This is a genomic window from Cupriavidus sp. CuC1, from assembly GCF_044627735.1.
Lineage (GTDB): Bacteria > Pseudomonadota > Gammaproteobacteria > Burkholderiales > Burkholderiaceae > Cupriavidus > Cupriavidus ulmosensis.
Map to the genome: position 1 here is coordinate 13943 of NZ_JBIUHC010000132.1, position 14621 is coordinate 28563.

The window sequence follows — 14621 nt, forward strand, 5'->3', positions numbered from 1 at the left end:
CTTCAGAAGCGATCAGCGGCCGATACCGATGATGGTATCGAACAGCGTGGTGGCGGTCTGGATGACCTTGGCGTTCGCCTGGTAGAGCTGCTGGAAGCGCAGCATCGAGACGGTTTCCTCATCCATGTTCACGCCCGAGACGCTTTGCTGCGACGTCTGCACCTGGGTAGTGACGCTGTCCTGCGAAGTCGACGCGATCTGCACGGACTTGGCGCGGCTGCCGACGTCGTTGACCAGCTGCGCGAAGGCGTCGTTGTAGCTCGATACGCCGCCGATGGTCTTGGAGGTTTGCAACTTGGCCAGCGTCAGCGCGTTGCCATTGTCGGACACGCCGCTCAGGTTGGGCGCCAGCGTGAAAGTGTCGCCGGTCTTGGGCGTGCCGTCGAAGCTGACCGTGACGCCGTTGAACGAGTATTCCGTCGCCGTGCCATTGGCGGTCGGGCCGCTAGTGGGCACGACCGCAGCACCGGTCGCATCGGTGAAGACGTAGTTGGCGCCGTTGTACTTGGCCGTGATCGCAGTGGCGGGCAGGCCGAAGCCTTGCGCCACATTGCTGACCTTGACCGTGCCGGTACCGGTGTTGGTGGTGCCTGCGCTGACGCGCAGCGGGCCCGCGGCTGCAATCTTGGCGGGATCGGTAATGGCCATGTCCATGCCCGCCGCCACATTGCGGGTCGGCTGGATCTGGTAGGAATCATTGGCCGACAACGCCGTCGGGATCTTCACGTCCACGCCGTCCGCCGACAGCGTCAGCGGATAGGTGGCGGTAGCGCCCGCCTGGGTGGCCACGACCTTGTTGTCCGACATGCGCGTGAGCGAGTAGTTGGTGCCGTCGTAGGTCAGCGTGTAGTCGCTGGTGGTCAGTTGCGACGTATTGCTGATGCTGGCCGATACCAGCGAGGCGCCGGTATTCGAGCTCTTGGGCAGCGTGACGGGCGTGCCGAGCTTGAACAGGTTGCCGCCGATCTGGCCGGTCAGGTCCACGCCGAGCTTGTGCTGGTCGTTGAAGGTCTGGGCCAGCGTCACCGACAGCCGTCCGATGGCATTCTGCGCGGGATCCAGCGACTCGGTGCGGAACTTGAGCAAGCCGCCGACGGAGCCGCCCGTGAGGGTGCTTTCGTCCATCTCGGTCACGTTGCCGTTGGCTTGCGTGTACGCGATCGTGGTACGCGACGGATCGGCCGACGATTGCACCGCTTTCAGGTCATAGGAGTTCGAGCCCATCACCAGGGGCTGGCCGTTGCCGACGAACACGTTATAGGTATTGTCCTGCGGCACCACCTTGACGCCTACCAGCTGGGTCAGCTGCGAGACCAGCTGGTCGCGCTGGTCGAGCAGGTCGTTGGGCGGCTGGCCGCCGCCGGCAGCCGTAGCCCGCGTGATCTGGTCGTTGAGCTTGGCAAGCTGCTGGGAGTAGGCGTTGATCTGCGTGACCGAGCTTTGCACCTGGGTATTGACGCCGTCACGCAATTGCTGGAAGTAGGAATTGGCGGCGCGCATCTGCCCGGTGAGCGATTGCCCGGCATTGATCATGTTCTGGCGCGCGGCCGGATCCGCCGGCGTGTCCGATACCCCTTGCACGGCGGCGAAGAACTTCTGCATCAGCGGCGCGATGCCACCCTTCTGGTCAGCCAGCAGGTTGTCGATCTGGCTGATCTGGTTGGAGTACGTCGAGAGCTGGGCGCTGGCGGACTGGGCGTTGCGTAGCTGGCCGGTCAGGAACTCGTCATAAACGCGGACCACCGAGGTCGTGTTGGAGCCCTGGCCGTAGAAGCCGCTGCTGGTGTACTGGCCACCTGCGGACGCAATGATGGTGTTCTGCCGCGTATAGCCTGCCGTGGTGGCATTGCTGATATTGTGGCCAACCGTCGTCAACGCGTTCTGCGCCGTGTTCAGGCCGGAAAGTCCGATATTGAAGAGAGACATGTTCTAACCCCGCATCTGGTGGCTGCCGTGTGCCTGACCGGGCGATCCGTGCACCGTGGCCGCTTCTCGCGGAGCCTTCGATGCCGGTTCGCCGCTGCCGGACTCGACGGCGGTGAATGATGTAAGTAACGGCAGAAGTACAAGGAGACTTTAGAGCGCGGCGCCGACAATTTACGTCCGGCCTGCGCGCGCCCGGCCGGGGCGCAGCATGCGCTCAGACGGGCACTTTCCGCATGATCCGGACCAGCTTTTCGCCGTAAGCCGGATCCGTGGCGTAACCGGCCCGCTGCAGGCCCCGGGCCGCGTCGTCCGGCGTGGCCGCGGCCAGCACCTCGGCGTAGCGCGGGTTGTTGCTCAGCAAGCGGCCGTAGTCGGCAAAGGCTTCGTCGTACGAGCCGTAGGCGCGAAAGCGCGCGCGCACCTTTTGCGGCTGGCCGTCGACATATTCGGTGGTGGTGATTTCCGCGACCTGGCCCTTCCAGTTGGCGCCCGCCTTGATGCCGAAGACATTGAAGGTGGTGCTGCCGTCCGGGTAGGCAATCTCGCGCCGGCCCCAGCCGGATTCGAGCGCGGCCTGGCCCAGGATCAGCTTGGCCGGCACGCCGGTGGCGCGCGCCGCGGATTGCGCGGGCCCCGCCATGCGCGAGACGAAGGCGCTGATGTGGGCCGGCGTGTCTTCCGGCAGCACGGCATTGCCGCCCTGCCAGGCACCGGTGTCCTGCGACTGGTACTGGCGCAGGCCCGCGGTCGGGTTCCAGCTGGTGCCTGCCACCACGCTGCCTGCACGCGGCGTGTCCGCGTCACCGTTGCGCATGTCCAGCGTGCGCGCCAGGCCTGGGGCCGCGTCGTCCATGCCCGCCTGCACGGCGGCCTGCTTGGCGGCCGCGCCGGCGAGCTCGGGCGGCAGGCCCGCGCCGCTGGCGCGCGCGAGCTGGCGCACCATCACATCGGCCAGGCCGATGCCGCGCGAGGACATCTGCTGGGACAGCTGCTGGTCCATCATCGACATGTACAGCTTGGTCTGCTCGTTGTCGAACAGGCCATCCTGCGGCGTAGCGTCGCGCATGCTCTTGAGCACCATCTGCGTGAACACCGCCTCGAACTGGCGCGCGGCGGTGCGCAGCGTCTCCGGGGTGGCCCCGGTACGGGCACTTTGCTTGAGGCCTTCGAAGCCCTGCGTATCCAGGGCGAAGCGTTGCGAGAGTTCGGCCTGCGCGGCCACGCGGCTGGCGGACATGATCAGATGATCTCGAGGTCGGCGCGCAGCGCGCCCGCGGCACGCATGGCTTCAAGAATGGTCTGCAGGTCGGCCGGTGTCGCGCCCAGCGCGTTCAGGCCCTTGACCACCGCGGCCAGCGAGGCGCCGGCCTTGACAATCTGCAGCGCGCCGCCTTCTTGCTTCATATTGATCTGCGAGACCGGCGCCACCACCGTTTGGCCGCCGCTGAACGGCGCCGGCTGGCTGATCACCGGCTGGGTGTTGATCACCACCGACAGATTGCCGTGCGCCACCGCGCAGTCGTCCACCGTCACGGCCTGGTTCATCACGATCGAGCCGGTACGCGCATTGAGGATGACCTTGGCGGCAGCCTTGGCGCGCGTGACTTCGATGTTCTCGATGCGGGCCATGAAGCCCACCCGCGCGCTCGGGGCCGCAGGCGTGCGCACCTGCACCACCCGGCCGTCCAACGCGCTGGCCACGCCGCCGCCCATCGCGCGATTGATCGCTTCGACAACGCGCTCGGCCGTGCCGTAATCGGTTTCGCGCAGCTCCAGGTTCAGGATGCCGCCTTCGGGCTGGAACGCCGGCACCGCGCGCTCAACGATGCCGCCATTGGCGATGCGGCCCACCGCGAGCTGGTTGATCTGCACCTTGCTGCCGTTGGCCGACGCGCCCGCGCCGCCCACCAGCATGTTGCCCTGCGCGATCGCGTAGACCTGGCCGTCGGCGCCCTTGAGGGGCGTCATCAGCAAGGTGCCGCCACGCAGGCTTTTGGCATTGCCCATCGACGACACCACCACGTCGAGCTGGCTGCCGGGCCGTGCGAACGGCGGCAGCGTGGCGGTGACCATCACCGCCGCCACGTTCTTGAGCTGCATGTTCTTGCCGGCCGGCAGGGTGATGCCGAGCTGCGAGAGCATGTTGGTCAGGCTCTGCGTGGTGAACGGCGTCTGCATGGTCTGGTCACCGGTGTTGTCCAGCCCCACCACGAGGCCATAGCCCACCAGCGGGTTGTCGCGCACGCCCTGGAAGTTGGCCAGGTTCTTCAGCCGCTCCGCGTGCGACGCGCCCGCTAGCAGGCCCAGCGTCAGCGCCAGGAGAAGAGCGCGGACGAAGCGGCTGCGCGAGGCGGGGAACGAAGACAGGGACATGACGCGGTCAGTGATCAATACGGTGAAACATTGAGGAAGAAACGCTGCAGCCAGCCCATGTTCTGCGTTTCGTCGATATAGCCCTTGGCGGTGTATTCGATGCGCGCGTCCGCCACCTGCGTGGACGGCACCGCGTTGTCGCCGGTGATCGTGCGCGGATTGACCACCCCGGAGAAGCGGATGTATTCCGCGCCCTGGTTGATGGCCATCTGCTTTTCGCCGGAGACGATGAGGTTGCCGTTGGCCAGCACTTCCAGCACGGTCACGGTGATGGTGCCGTTAAAGGTGTTGGTGGCGCTGGCGCCGCCGCTGGCCTTGAGTGCATTGGCACCGCTCATGGTCGCGTTCTGGGCGCTGCTGAACAGCCCGCCAAGCGCCCTGGGCACGGCATCGAAGGCCAGCGCGCTGTTGGACGTGCGGCTGGCGTTGGTGCCGGAGTTCTTGCTGGCGTTGACGTTCTCGCTGATCACGATGGTGAGGATGTCGCCCACGTTGCGCGGCCGGCGATCCTCGAACAACGGATTGCCCGCGTACGACGACTGGTAGATCGATCCGCTCGCCGGCGCCAGCGCGCGCGGCTCTGCCCGCGCGGAGGTGGGCAACTGGACCAGTGGCTCGCGCGGCATCATCGCGCAACCTGTCGCGAAGCAGCAAAGGGCAAGCGCGCCCAGGCGAGTCAGCGAGGCAATCATGATCATCCCAGCTGGGTGAGGCGCTGCAGCATCTGGTCGGACGTCTGCACGGCCTTGCTGTTGATTTCGTAGGCGCGCTGGGTCTGGATCATGCTGACCAGCTCTTCGACCACGTTGACGTTGGACGCTTCGACGTAGTTCTGCTGCAGCGTGCCCGAACCGTTCAAGCCAGGCACCGTAGTGTTGGGCGCGCCCGACGCATCGGTCTGCACGTACAGGTTCTCGCCCAGGCTCTCCAGGCCGGCCGGGTTCGCGAAGGTCGCCAGTTGCAGCTGGCCGACCTGCACGTTGGCGCTCGAGCCGGGCTGCGTCACCGAGACCACGCCGTCACGCGCAACCGTCAGCGACGTGTAGTTGGCCGGCAGGGTGATGGCGGGCTGGATCACGAAGCCGCTGGACGTGACCAGCTGGCCGTTCTGGTCCGTCTGGAACGAACCATCGCGCGTGTAGGCGGTGGTGCCGTCGGGCATCGTGACCTGGAAGAAGCCCTGGCCGATCACGGCCACGTCCTTGCTGTTGCCGGTCTGCTGCGGATTGCCCTGGGTGTGGATGCGCTCGGTTGCCACGGGGCGCACGCCGGTGCCCAGCTGCAGGCCGGACGGCAACGTGGTCTGGTCCGAAGACAATGCGCCGGGCTGGCGGATGGTCTGGTACATCAGTTCCTCGAACACGGCACGCCCACGCTTGAAGCCGTTGGTGGAGACGTTGGCCAGGTTGTTCGAGATCACGTCCATCTGCGTCTGCTGCGCATCGAGGCCGGTCTTGGCAATCCAGAGAGAGCGGATCATGTTTGTCCTCACAAGGCTGCCGCGAGCCGCGGCAGCACATCAATTCAAAGTTCAGTTATTCGAGAGCAGTTGATTCGCGCGCTGATCGTTGGTGTCAGCGCCCTGGATCATCTTCATCTGCATCTCGAAGCGGCGGGCGTTGGCGATCATGTCGACCATCGCCTCGACCGGGTTGACGTTGCTGCCTTCGATCGCGCCGGAAATGACGCGGATGTTGGCGTCAACCTGCAGCGGCTGCGCGCCGGGGCGCAGCCGGAACAGGCCATCGTCGCCTCGGGCGATCGAATCGGGCGGCGGATTCACCAGTCGCAGCTTGCCCACCTGGGCCAGGCCCGCGGAGGTCTCACCCGGGCCGCGCGCGGTAATCGTGCCATCGCTGCCGATCGTGATCTGGGCACCCGGCGGCACCGCGATCGGGCCGCCATCGCCCATGACCTGCAGGCCGGTGCTGGTCTGCAGCTGCCCGTCGGCCGACACTTGCAGCGAGCCGGCGCGGGTGTAGGCTTCCGTGCCGTCCGGTGCCTGCACCGTCAGCCAGCCGTTGCCCTGCAGCGCCACGTCCAGCGGACGCTCGGTGTAGGTCAGCGGGCCGGCCTTGAAATCGGCGCCAGGCGTGGAGGCCAGCGTGAATGCACGCGTTGGCGAGGCTTGCCCAACCACCGGCACCGCGCGGAACATATTGACCTGCGCGCGGAAGCCCGGCGTGGAAGTATTGGCCAGGTTGTTGGACACCGCGGCCTGCTGGTCGAGCGTCTGCTTGGCCCCCGACAGGGCGGTATAGATCATGCGGTCCATGGTGCCCCCTTAGCTTCGGTCCATCTTGCCGACGATGCGCATTACAGGTTGACCAGGGTCTGCATGACCGTGTCCTGCGTCTTGATGCTTTGCGCATTGGCCTGGTAGTTGCGCTGCGCCACGATCAGGCTGACCAGCTGGCCAGACAAGTCGACGTTGGAGGCTTCCACCGCGTTGGACTTGAGTTGACCGAGCGCGCCACCGGGTGCGGCCACGACCGCCTGACCCGACGAGCCCGTCTCGGACCACACGTTACTGCCTGCCGGCTTCAGGCCCTGCACGTTTCCGAAGGTAGCCAGCACGATCTGGCCCAGTGCCTGGGTCTGCTGGTTCGAGTAGCTGCCGAGGATCGTGCCGCCCGGCTGGATGGCAAAGCCCAGGAGGCTGCCCGCGGCATAGCCGTCCTGGATGGGCGGCTTGGTGTCGCTGGTGCCGGCGAACTGCGTGGTGCCTTGCAGATTCAGTGCGAAGTTCATGGCTGCTGCGCCATTGGCAGCGGGCTTGAACACGGAAACGTTGGCACCTGCCGCAGGCGACCTCAGCACCCCTTGTGCATCGAACTCAAGCCTGGTGCCTCCAGGCTGGAGCGGGTTTCCCGTAGCAAGTTCGTTGCCCGCCGCATCGACCAGGTGCATCGTCCAGTCGGTGCCATTTGCCTGGGTGCCGGAGCCGGGTGTTCCAGTCACGAAATACGCAGTGAGCTGCTGGGCGTTGCCCAGCGAGTCGTACACCGTGACGCCGGTGCCGTAGTTGTACATGCTGGACGTCGGCAGCGCCCCAGGGGTACTGGCGAACGGCGTCGACGGTACTTTACTGCTGGAATCCAGGTTGAAGGACGCTGCCAGCGAAGTGGTCGCCTTTGCTGGCATCGTCGTGTTCGGCACCACCAGCGGCTGCGGCTGCAGCGCGCCGCCACCGGTCGCACCGGCCGGATAGCCCGTCAGCTGCAAGCCTTGCGCGTTGGTGATGCTGCCGTCCTGCTGGCGCTGGAACTGGCCATTGCGCGAGTAGAAGACCGAGCCAGAGGAATCGGTCAGGCGGAAGAAGCCGTTGCCATTGGTAATGGCGACATCGAGCGCGCTGCCGCTCGACTCGATATTGCCCTGGTTGAACGACTGCACCACCGAGTTCACGGTCGTGCCCAGGCCAATCTTGGTGCCGGCGTACACGTCGGCGAACTGCGCGGTCGATTGCTTGTAGCCGACCGTGTTGGCGTTGGCGATGTTGTTGCCGATGACGTCCAGATTCGATGCGGCGGCGTTGATGCCGCTTACCCCTTGACCGAAACCCATGATTTTCCCCTAGTTACCTGAAATCCTGCCGGCGCTTCTCGCGCTAGGCCACGTGATTAAAGAATGCGACGAACGCCATCGACCGGCGCGGTGCGGCCGCCGCCGATATCGACCAGCACGCCCGTGGAGTCGCCACTGATGCTGTTCACCTTGCCGTAGACCAGCGCGACCGGCGCCACATCCTTGCCGTTGGCGGTGGCGGTGACCTTGAAGCTGTAGTCGCCATCGGCAACCGCGACGCCTGCATCGTTCTTGCCGTCCCAGGCGATGTCGTGCACGCCGCCGGTCTGGCCCTTCATGTCGATGGTGCGCACCACGTTGCCGTCCTTGTCGAGCACGCTGACCGTGACCGCATCTGCGGTCGCCGGCAGGTCCACGCCGATCTGGCCCGGCACGCCGCTGGCCACCGTCGTGGCATTGCCCGGCACCATCACCGTGTGGCCGATCAGCGCCGCCGAATTCATGGCGCGGCTGGCGCTGACTTGCGTCAGCAGCGAGTTCAGCGTGGTGTTCAGGGTCTGCATGCCGCTAACCTGGCTGATCTGCGCGAGCTGCGAGGTCAGCTGCGAGTTGTCCATCGGGTTGAGCGGATCCTGGTTGTTCATCTGCGTGACCAGCATCGTCAGGAAGCTGTTTTGCAGGTCGGCGGCGGAGGCGCTGCCGCTTTGCAGCGTATTGGCGATCCCGGCGGCGCTGGTGCTGCTGCTTGTGGAAGAAGTCGTGGTCATTGCGTATCCCGGTTTTACTGACCGATGGTCAGCGTCTTGAGCATCATGTTCTTGGCGGTGTTGAGGACTTCCACGTTGGCCTGGTAGGAACGCGAGGCCGAGATCATGTTGACCATCTCCTCCACCGGGTTGACGTTTGGCATCGTGACGTAGCCGTCGGCATTGGCCAGCGGATGCGTGGGGTTGTGCACCATGCGCGGGGGCGACGGATCTTCCATCACGCCCTCCACCTGCACGCCGCCCACGTCGTTCTGGCCCGGTGTCGCGGCCAGGCCGAACACCACCTGCTTGGCGCGGTAAGGCTGGCCGTTGGGGCCGACGGCACTGTCGGCATTGGCCAGGTTGGACGCGGTCACGTTCATGCGCTGCGACTGCGCGGCCATGGCCGAACCGGCGACTTCGAAGATGTTCATTGCTGGCATGGCTTTCTCACTGCTGGATGGCCGACAGCATGGTCTTGATCTTGGCGCTCATCACGGTCAGGCCGGACTCGAAGTGCACCGCATTGTCGGCAAAGGCGACGCGCTCGGTGTCCATCTCGACGGTGTTGCCATCGATGCTCGACTGCATCGGGATGCGGTAGTCGAGTTGCATCTTGTCGGCGAACGCCGAGCTCGCGCCCGGCAAGTGGCGCACCGAGGTGGTGGACAGCGAAACGCCTTCGGCTTGCTTTCCGCGCTCGACGCTTTGCGCCAGCGTGCTGGAGAAATCGAAGTCGCGCGCCTTGTAGCCGGGTGTGTCGGCGTGGGCGATATTGGAGGCAATCACCGATTGCCGCTGGGTCCGCAAGCTCAGCGCTTCTTGTTGGAAGCGCAACGCCGCATCGAGTCTGTCAATCATGTCTGTGTCTCGCTGGAGGGGAGAGCAACGAAGGTCGACCTTCTTCAGGTGTGCCATCTTAGGGGCGGCCCCGCCATGCCAATCGCACGAATAGGGCAAAGAAAACCGCGCATTTCGACTCGAGCAAGAGCTCGGGGCTGCCTACAATAGGACCCGTTGACACGCACGTGGCGCCCGCTTTCGCGGTGTGGTCCGCGTCGTTTCCTTGCTTGGACGACCACATGAACCCTCGTTTCCGGGCCGCCGCGGCGCGCGCCCTGCTCTGCGTGCTGGCCGCCGGCGGCACGCTGCCCGGCGGCGCCGGGGTGGAGCAGACCTCGCCGTTTCCCGAAGACCCGGTACGTGCCGCGGTCGAACAATTCCTTGAGCGCCAGACCGCCGGCCTGCCCGGCAAGGCCAGCATCCAGGTGGTGCCACCCTCGGGCGGGCGCGCGCCGGATTGCCCGCTGCCTGAGCCGTTCCTGCCGCCGGGCGCGTCCCCCTGGGGCCGGGTCTCGGTCGGCGTGCGCTGCGCCGGCGAGCGCCCCTGGACCCGCTACGTGCAAGCGCGCGTGTCGGTCGTGGCCGACTACTATGTGGCCGGGCGCAACCTCATGCCCGGCGAGGCCATCGACGCGGCCGACATGGAAGTCCGCCAGGGCGACCTGGCGTCGCTGCCGCGCGCGGTGGTGACGGATCCCGCACAGGTGACCGGCGCGGTGGCGGCCAACCGCATCGCCGCAGGCTCGCCTATGCGCACGGACCTGCTGAAGAAGGCCATTGCAGTACGCCAGGGCCAGAACGTGACGGTGCTGGTGGAAGGCGATTCGTTCCAGCTCAGCAGCGAAGGCAAGGTCATGGCCGAGGCCGCGGTAGGCAACAACGTCCAGGTGCGGCTCAAGAGCGGTCAGGTGGTCAATGCGCTGGTGCGCAGCGGCGACACGGTGGTGCTTCAGCAATAGGGAATCGGGGGCGGCGAAACCTAGGGTTACGTAGCCGTCTCATGGGCCGTCCCATGAGACAATATCGCGCGCTCCGGGGCCGGAAAAACGGCGTCGCGGCGCCGCAATCCGCCCTAAAGTTTCGCCCGAAGCATCCGATAAGCCAAAGGTACCCAGCAAGGAATCATCGTGAAGATCAATCAGACCACCTCGTCGAGGCCGAGCGACGCCATCGACGGCGCCGTGCGCAGCGTGGCCGGCGCCCCCGGATCGACGGCTGCCCCGGAGACCTCCAGCGTGCGCGTCAGCAGCCCCCTGTCGGCCCAGGTGCGCGAGATCGGCGCGCGCATGGTGGAAGACCATGACGACGATATCGATACCGCCAAGGTCGATGAGATCCGCCAGGCCATCTCCGAAGGCCGCATCAAGATCGACCCAAGCAAGATCGCCGACGGCCTGCTCGCGTCCCTGCGCGAACTCAGCGGCGGCGCCTGACACCGCGGCTTGCTATGGGCCGCATTGCCAACCCCACCCTAAGATAGGCAAGCCATGAGCCAGTCCCTGATCCAGAACCTGCGCCGCGAAACCGAGCTAGCGCAGGAGTTCGCCACCGTGCTAGGCGAAGAACGAAGCATGATCAAGGCCGGCGATTACCAGGCCCTTGCCGGGCTGCTGGAACGCAAGGTAGAACTGGCCGGATTGCTGGGCGCCCTGACGCGCACGCGTGAGGCGCAGATGGGAGCCATGGGGATCCGCACCGGCGCGGGCGGCCAGTTGTTCGGGCGCCAGATCGATCCGTCGGTGGAAGCGGCATGGCGAACGCTGGTGTTTGCTGCCCGCACTGCAAGCGATGCCAATACGCTGAATGCCGCGGTCGTGGACGCCCATCTCGAGTTCACCGAGGAAGCGATTCTGGCGTTGCGGCAGCGGGGCGACAACACTACGCTGTATGGGCGCGACGGGCGCACGCAGACCGGGCCGCAAGGGGTCAGTCTGGCGAGTGGTTGAGTTGGGTAGTTTGGCGCATCTCGTTCTTGCGAGTGCCCGCCCTCTCCCCCGGCCCCTCTCCCACAAGTGGGAGAGGGGAGCAAACCGGCGAAAAGCTTGAGCATGGATTCGGTGTAGCCGGGATTACCGCCCCCAGGCGGTAATCCCCCCAGCGCGATGCGAAGCGAGCCGTGAAGGTTTGAATCTCCCGTTATGCGGAGTCTTTCGCCGCATCCGGGTCGCCTTCTTTGCCTACTTTCTTGGCGAGACAAGAAAGTAGGTCGCCTCCCCGCAGGGGAGGTGAAACTGCAGTTGAAGTTGCAGTTAAGCAGTTGCAGCGGTTAAGCAACCCCGGCCTCCTCACCGAAATCCAACCGTAACCTCATTAGCCAGCCCAATCAAACCCGGCGTCAACGCCCCCTTCCCCGGCACCTGAAAAGCAAACACAAAGCCCTTGGCAGCATCATCCCCGCTAAACGCCTCAGTCAGCCCCTCAGCCCCCGTAAGCAACACACACCGCTGCGCATTGCAAAGGTAAGCCTGCAGTTCATTCGGCGGCGTACGCGAAAAACTATAGCGCCACCGCACCGTAGTGATAGCGCCCTCCGCCTGCGGCAAATAGCCGGTCGGCGAAATCGGCGCGGAAACAGTGCGCAAGCCCTTGCCGTACAGCGCAGGCCCGTTCACCGAAGCCGACCAGCTATGCAGCGACTGCCCGCCAGGCGCGGCCAGTGCCGGGCCGCACGCCACAACTAATGTCGCCGCGGCGAGGCGCTTGAGCCAGCGGCTCATAGCAGCCCGCGCAACTGCGAACGCAGCCGCGTAATCGCCTGGCTACGGATCTGGCACACGCGTGACTCGGTCACTTCCAGCACCGCGCCGATTTCCCGCAGGTTCAGTTCCTGGTCATAGCACAGCGACAGCACCAGCTTCTCCCGCTCAGGCAAGCGCTCGATGGCGCGGATCAGCGCTTCGCGCATGCCGCTTTCCATCAGCACCGTCAGCGGGTTGCCGTCATCGCTCACGCTCAGGTGCCGGTCCAGGAAGTCTTCTTCGCCGGAGCGCTCGAAGTCTTCATAGTGCAGCAACTGGCAGCCATAGACCTCGTTGAGCAGCGTCTGGTATTCGTCGAGCGGCAGCTCCAGTTCCTGCGCCACTTCGGAGTCTAGCGGCGCACGGCCCAGCGTTTGCTCCAGGCCGCGCACGGTGCGCTCGATCCGCCGCGTGAACTGGCGCAGGCTGCGCGATTGCCAGTCGTTGGCGCGAACCTCGTCGAGCATGGCGCCGCGGATGCGCTGGCTGGCGTAGGTCTCGAAACGCGCACCGTGGGTGTCTTCGTAGCGCTTGGCGGCGTCGAGCAGGCCGATCATGCCGGCCTGGATCAAGTCATCGAGCTGCACGCTGGCAGGCAGCTTGGCCGCCAGTTGCAAGGCGATGCGACGCACCAGCGACGCGTGCGCCGTCACGGTATCAGTCTGTTCGAGCTTTCCCTGAATCGTATACATGGTGGAATTCTCGTGAGTCCTGGCTTGCAGGTCCCGGCGCTTAAGCCAGGGCCGTGGCCGACGGCGCTATCGGCGCCGACAGGGTTGAACGGGGATCGGTGGACATTGGCCAGCTGGCAATGCCCGTGGCAATTCGGCGTAATGCGGCGGTGGCGGGCGCGGCCGGGAAGGCCTCGACCACGCAACGGCCCAATGCGGTGCTGCGCGCAACCAGCGGATCGTGCGGCAAGCTGCCCGCGGGACTCGCCTCAACGCCGAGGTAATGGCTGGCGGTGCGGGCCAGGTTGCCCAGCACCGCATTGGCGGCGTCCCCGGCGGCGGCATTGATCACCAGGTGGAAACGCCGGCAGGCGTACAGGTGATTGAGCTGCTTGATGCAGGCGTAGGCCGCCTTGATCGAAGCCGGCTCCGCGCGCAGCACCACGATGAGGTTATGCGCGGTGCCGGCCATTTGCGACAGGCCGCCATCCGCATCGCTGCGGGCGTCGCTGAGCACGGTGCGAAAAGGCTTCAGCAGCTGCAGGTCGCCATTGGCCTGGGGGCTGCCCGGCAGCACGGCGATGGTGCCGGCGGGACGCTTGCCGAGCGCGGCATCGAGCGTCACCGCGCCTCCCAGCACGGCGGCCAGGGTGCCTTCCGGCATGGCGCCGGCAAGGCGGGTGGCCCGAGCACCGAAGCGGTCCTCATCGATGAGCAGTACGCGTTCGCCTTGCAGGGCAAGGGCGTTGGCCAGCCCCAGCGCCACCGTGGTGGCGCCGGCGCCGGCATCGCTTGCGACCACGGCAATGCGGCGCGTGGCGCGGGGCGCCAGCATGCGCCGCAGGCTCTCTGCCTGGTCGGAGGCGAGTGAAGTCACGGCTTATTCTCCCTGCGCCAGCGTCTCGAACACGCGGCCGCCACTCATGCGCGCCTCGAGCAGGCCGCCGGCGTCGCCCATATGGAACGTCTGCGGCGCGGCCTCCTGGACAGCGGGCTGCGTGGCGCGGCCGCCGCGGGCGGGATAGTTTTCCAGCACGTCGAGCAAGGCCAGCAGACGACCAATGCCGTCAACCAGCACGGCGGCGCCGCAAGCCTGGCGAGCCGGCGCGCGGCCGGTCAGCCGCGCCAGGAAGGCAGCGACCGAGTCGTCGCAGGCCTGCTCGAGACGCAGCGCGGCCACGCCCATCTGCAGCGCGAGCAAGCGGGCGCAGGCCTGCGCCTCGGCTTGTGCGGATTCATTGCCGCCTTCGCCTTGGCCCAGGTGCTCCAGCGCATGGCGCAGCGTGCGCAGTTGCGCTTCGCCGGCTTCGGCCCAGCGGGCCCAGCGTGCCAGTTGCGCGCCCTCGGCCGACAGCGCCGGGTCGCACAGCAGGTAATGCACGGCGAGCGTCTGGCCGTTCTCGCGATCGGCCACGCGCGACACCAGCAAGCCTGCCTCGGTACCGCCCTCGGCGGCGCCACGCGTGCCGCGTGCCTGGCCTTCGAGCACGCGCACCGGGCTTCGCGCGATCCACTGCACGGCGTCGCGGCCGCGGTAGTCCATGTCTTCCACGGCGTGGAAAGTCAGCGTCTCGGCCAGGGCATCGAGCTTGACGGCCGCGCCGCCGCTGGCCACGCGGGTGGTCTTGCGCGCGGTGGCGAGCCAGCGCTCGCCAGCTTGCTGCCAGCGTGCCAGCACGGGGCCGGCCGGCATGGCGTCGAGTACGTTGACCACGGTACGGGCAGCGGCGATGGCGGCGCACAGCGTGGCGGCATCGGCTTCCCATCCGCCCTGGCCGCCTTGCAGCGCCGGGCCG

General features: G+C 66.4%; 16 protein-coding genes and 1 pseudogene. 3 read left to right on the forward strand and 14 right to left on the reverse strand.

The window, feature by feature from the left end; translation table 11 throughout:
• Positions 1–12: 12 nt before the first annotated feature.
• The 10 genes from flgK to flgB all read right to left on the reverse strand — a co-directional run bounded on the left by flgK (position 13) and on the right by flgB (position 9434).
• Positions 13–1926 (reverse strand): flagellar hook-associated protein FlgK, encoded by a 1914-nt coding sequence (gene flgK / locus ACGLHR_RS38565; RefSeq protein ID WP_400100730.1) that lies wholly within the window; start codon positions 1924–1926, stop codon positions 13–15.
• 214 nt (positions 1927–2140) lie between these two features.
• Complete coding sequence (gene flgJ, locus ACGLHR_RS38570; protein WP_400100732.1) at positions 2141–3163, reverse strand: flagellar assembly peptidoglycan hydrolase FlgJ; 1023 nt, start codon at positions 3161–3163, stop codon at positions 2141–2143.
• 2 nt (positions 3164–3165) lie between these two features.
• Positions 3166–4299 carry a flagellar basal body P-ring protein FlgI gene (locus ACGLHR_RS38575; RefSeq protein WP_400100734.1) on the reverse strand — a complete coding sequence of 378 codons (1134 nt, stop codon included), beginning with the start codon at positions 4297–4299 and terminating at the stop codon, positions 3166–3168.
• Positions 4300–4313: 14 nt separating this feature from the next.
• Positions 4314–4997: a flagellar basal body L-ring protein FlgH gene (flgH, locus tag ACGLHR_RS38580; protein ID WP_174424089.1), complete on the reverse strand. Its 684-nt coding sequence runs from the start codon at positions 4995–4997 to the stop codon at positions 4314–4316.
• A complete protein-coding gene (gene flgG / locus ACGLHR_RS38585) occupies positions 4994–5779 on the reverse strand; it encodes a flagellar basal-body rod protein FlgG (protein ID WP_318237679.1) in 786 nt (261 codons plus the stop codon). The genes flgH and flgG overlap by 4 nt, the downstream gene beginning before the upstream one ends.
• A 51-nt stretch (positions 5780–5830) precedes the next feature.
• Complete coding sequence (gene flgF, locus ACGLHR_RS38590) at positions 5831–6574, reverse strand: flagellar basal-body rod protein FlgF (protein ID WP_400100736.1); 744 nt, start codon at positions 6572–6574, stop codon at positions 5831–5833.
• A 41-nt stretch (positions 6575–6615) separates the two neighbouring features.
• Entirely contained in the window at positions 6616–7866 is a 1251-nt protein-coding gene (gene flgE, locus ACGLHR_RS38595) for a flagellar hook protein FlgE (RefSeq protein ID WP_400100738.1), read from the reverse strand.
• A gap of 56 nt (positions 7867–7922) precedes the next feature.
• Positions 7923–8594, reverse strand: a complete 672-nt coding sequence (locus ACGLHR_RS38600) for a flagellar hook assembly protein FlgD (RefSeq protein ID WP_318237682.1) — start codon at positions 8592–8594, stop codon at positions 7923–7925.
• 14 nt (positions 8595–8608) lie between these two features.
• Positions 8609–9016: a flagellar basal body rod protein FlgC gene (gene flgC / locus ACGLHR_RS38605; protein WP_006162655.1), complete on the reverse strand. Its 408-nt coding sequence runs from the start codon at positions 9014–9016 to the stop codon at positions 8609–8611.
• Positions 9017–9023: 7 nt separating this feature from the next.
• Positions 9024–9434: a flagellar basal body rod protein FlgB gene (gene flgB, locus ACGLHR_RS38610; protein WP_400100741.1), complete on the reverse strand. Its 411-nt coding sequence runs from the start codon at positions 9432–9434 to the stop codon at positions 9024–9026.
• Between the two features lie 221 nt (positions 9435–9655).
• Between flgB and flgA the strand changes: the two genes are divergently transcribed.
• The 3 genes from flgA (at position 9656) to ACGLHR_RS38625 (ending at position 11362) form a co-directional block, all read left to right on the forward strand.
• Positions 9656–10375, forward strand: coding sequence for a flagellar basal body P-ring formation chaperone FlgA (gene flgA, locus ACGLHR_RS38615; protein WP_400100743.1), 720 nt, complete (start codon positions 9656–9658; stop codon positions 10373–10375).
• A 168-nt stretch (positions 10376–10543) separates the two neighbouring features.
• The gene (gene flgM / locus ACGLHR_RS38620; protein WP_318237685.1) at positions 10544–10849 is read left to right on the forward strand and encodes a flagellar biosynthesis anti-sigma factor FlgM; all 306 of its coding nucleotides are present in this window, start codon (positions 10544–10546) and stop codon (positions 10847–10849) included.
• A 54-nt stretch (positions 10850–10903) separates the two neighbouring features.
• Complete coding sequence (locus tag ACGLHR_RS38625) at positions 10904–11362, forward strand: flagella synthesis protein FlgN (RefSeq protein ID WP_400100745.1); 459 nt, start codon at positions 10904–10906, stop codon at positions 11360–11362.
• Between the two features lie 339 nt (positions 11363–11701).
• Here ACGLHR_RS38625 and ACGLHR_RS38630 read toward each other — a convergent pair whose 3' ends face one another.
• From ACGLHR_RS38630 to ACGLHR_RS38645, 4 genes and pseudogenes are all read right to left on the reverse strand, one after another.
• The gene (locus ACGLHR_RS38630) at positions 11702–12133 is read right to left on the reverse strand and encodes a flagellar protein FlhE (RefSeq protein ID WP_400100746.1); all 432 of its coding nucleotides are present in this window, start codon (positions 12131–12133) and stop codon (positions 11702–11704) included.
• Positions 12130–12846: an RNA polymerase sigma factor FliA gene (locus tag ACGLHR_RS38635; RefSeq protein ID WP_006162649.1), complete on the reverse strand. Its 717-nt coding sequence runs from the start codon at positions 12844–12846 to the stop codon at positions 12130–12132. The genes ACGLHR_RS38630 and ACGLHR_RS38635 overlap by 4 nt, the downstream gene beginning before the upstream one ends.
• Positions 12847–12886: 40 nt before the next feature.
• Complete coding sequence (locus ACGLHR_RS38640) at positions 12887–13702, reverse strand: MinD/ParA family protein (RefSeq protein ID WP_400100748.1); 816 nt, start codon at positions 13700–13702, stop codon at positions 12887–12889.
• Between the two features lie 3 nt (positions 13703–13705).
• Positions 13706–14621, reverse strand: a pseudogene (locus ACGLHR_RS38645) (hypothetical protein); the annotation flags it as partial.

What these genes read in the sequence shown, in the direction of transcription:
- flgF (WP_400100736.1), bottom strand. Translation starts at nt 6,574, where the DNA reads ATGGACCGCATGATCTATACCGCCCTGTCGGGGGCCAAGCAGACGCTC.
- flgE (WP_400100738.1), bottom strand. Translation starts at nt 7,866, where the DNA reads ATGGGTTTCGGTCAAGGGGTAAGCGGCATCAACGCCGCCGCATCGAAT.
- flgC (WP_006162655.1), bottom strand. Translation starts at nt 9,016, where the DNA reads ATGCCAGCAATGAACATCTTCGAAGTCGCCGGTTCGGCCATGGCCGCG.
- ACGLHR_RS38635 (WP_006162649.1), bottom strand. Translation starts at nt 12,846, where the DNA reads ATGTATACGATTCAGGGAAAGCTCGAACAGACTGATACCGTGACGGCG.
- flgH (WP_174424089.1), bottom strand. Translation starts at nt 4,997, where the DNA reads ATGATCATGATTGCCTCGCTGACTCGCCTGGGCGCGCTTGCCCTTTGC.
- flgK (WP_400100730.1), bottom strand. Translation starts at nt 1,926, where the DNA reads ATGTCTCTCTTCAATATCGGACTTTCCGGCCTGAACACGGCGCAGAAC.
- ACGLHR_RS38625 (WP_400100745.1), top strand. Translation starts at nt 10,904, where the DNA reads ATGAGCCAGTCCCTGATCCAGAACCTGCGCCGCGAAACCGAGCTAGCG.
- flgA (WP_400100743.1), top strand. Translation starts at nt 9,656, where the DNA reads ATGAACCCTCGTTTCCGGGCCGCCGCGGCGCGCGCCCTGCTCTGCGTG.
- ACGLHR_RS38630 (WP_400100746.1), bottom strand. Translation starts at nt 12,133, where the DNA reads ATGAGCCGCTGGCTCAAGCGCCTCGCCGCGGCGACATTAGTTGTGGCG.
- flgJ (WP_400100732.1), bottom strand. Translation starts at nt 3,163, where the DNA reads ATGTCCGCCAGCCGCGTGGCCGCGCAGGCCGAACTCTCGCAACGCTTC.
- ACGLHR_RS38575 (WP_400100734.1), bottom strand. Translation starts at nt 4,299, where the DNA reads ATGTCCCTGTCTTCGTTCCCCGCCTCGCGCAGCCGCTTCGTCCGCGCT.
- flgB (WP_400100741.1), bottom strand. Translation starts at nt 9,434, where the DNA reads ATGATTGACAGACTCGATGCGGCGTTGCGCTTCCAACAAGAAGCGCTG.
- ACGLHR_RS38600 (WP_318237682.1), bottom strand. Translation starts at nt 8,594, where the DNA reads ATGACCACGACTTCTTCCACAAGCAGCAGCACCAGCGCCGCCGGGATC.
- flgG (WP_318237679.1), bottom strand. Translation starts at nt 5,779, where the DNA reads ATGATCCGCTCTCTCTGGATTGCCAAGACCGGCCTCGATGCGCAGCAG.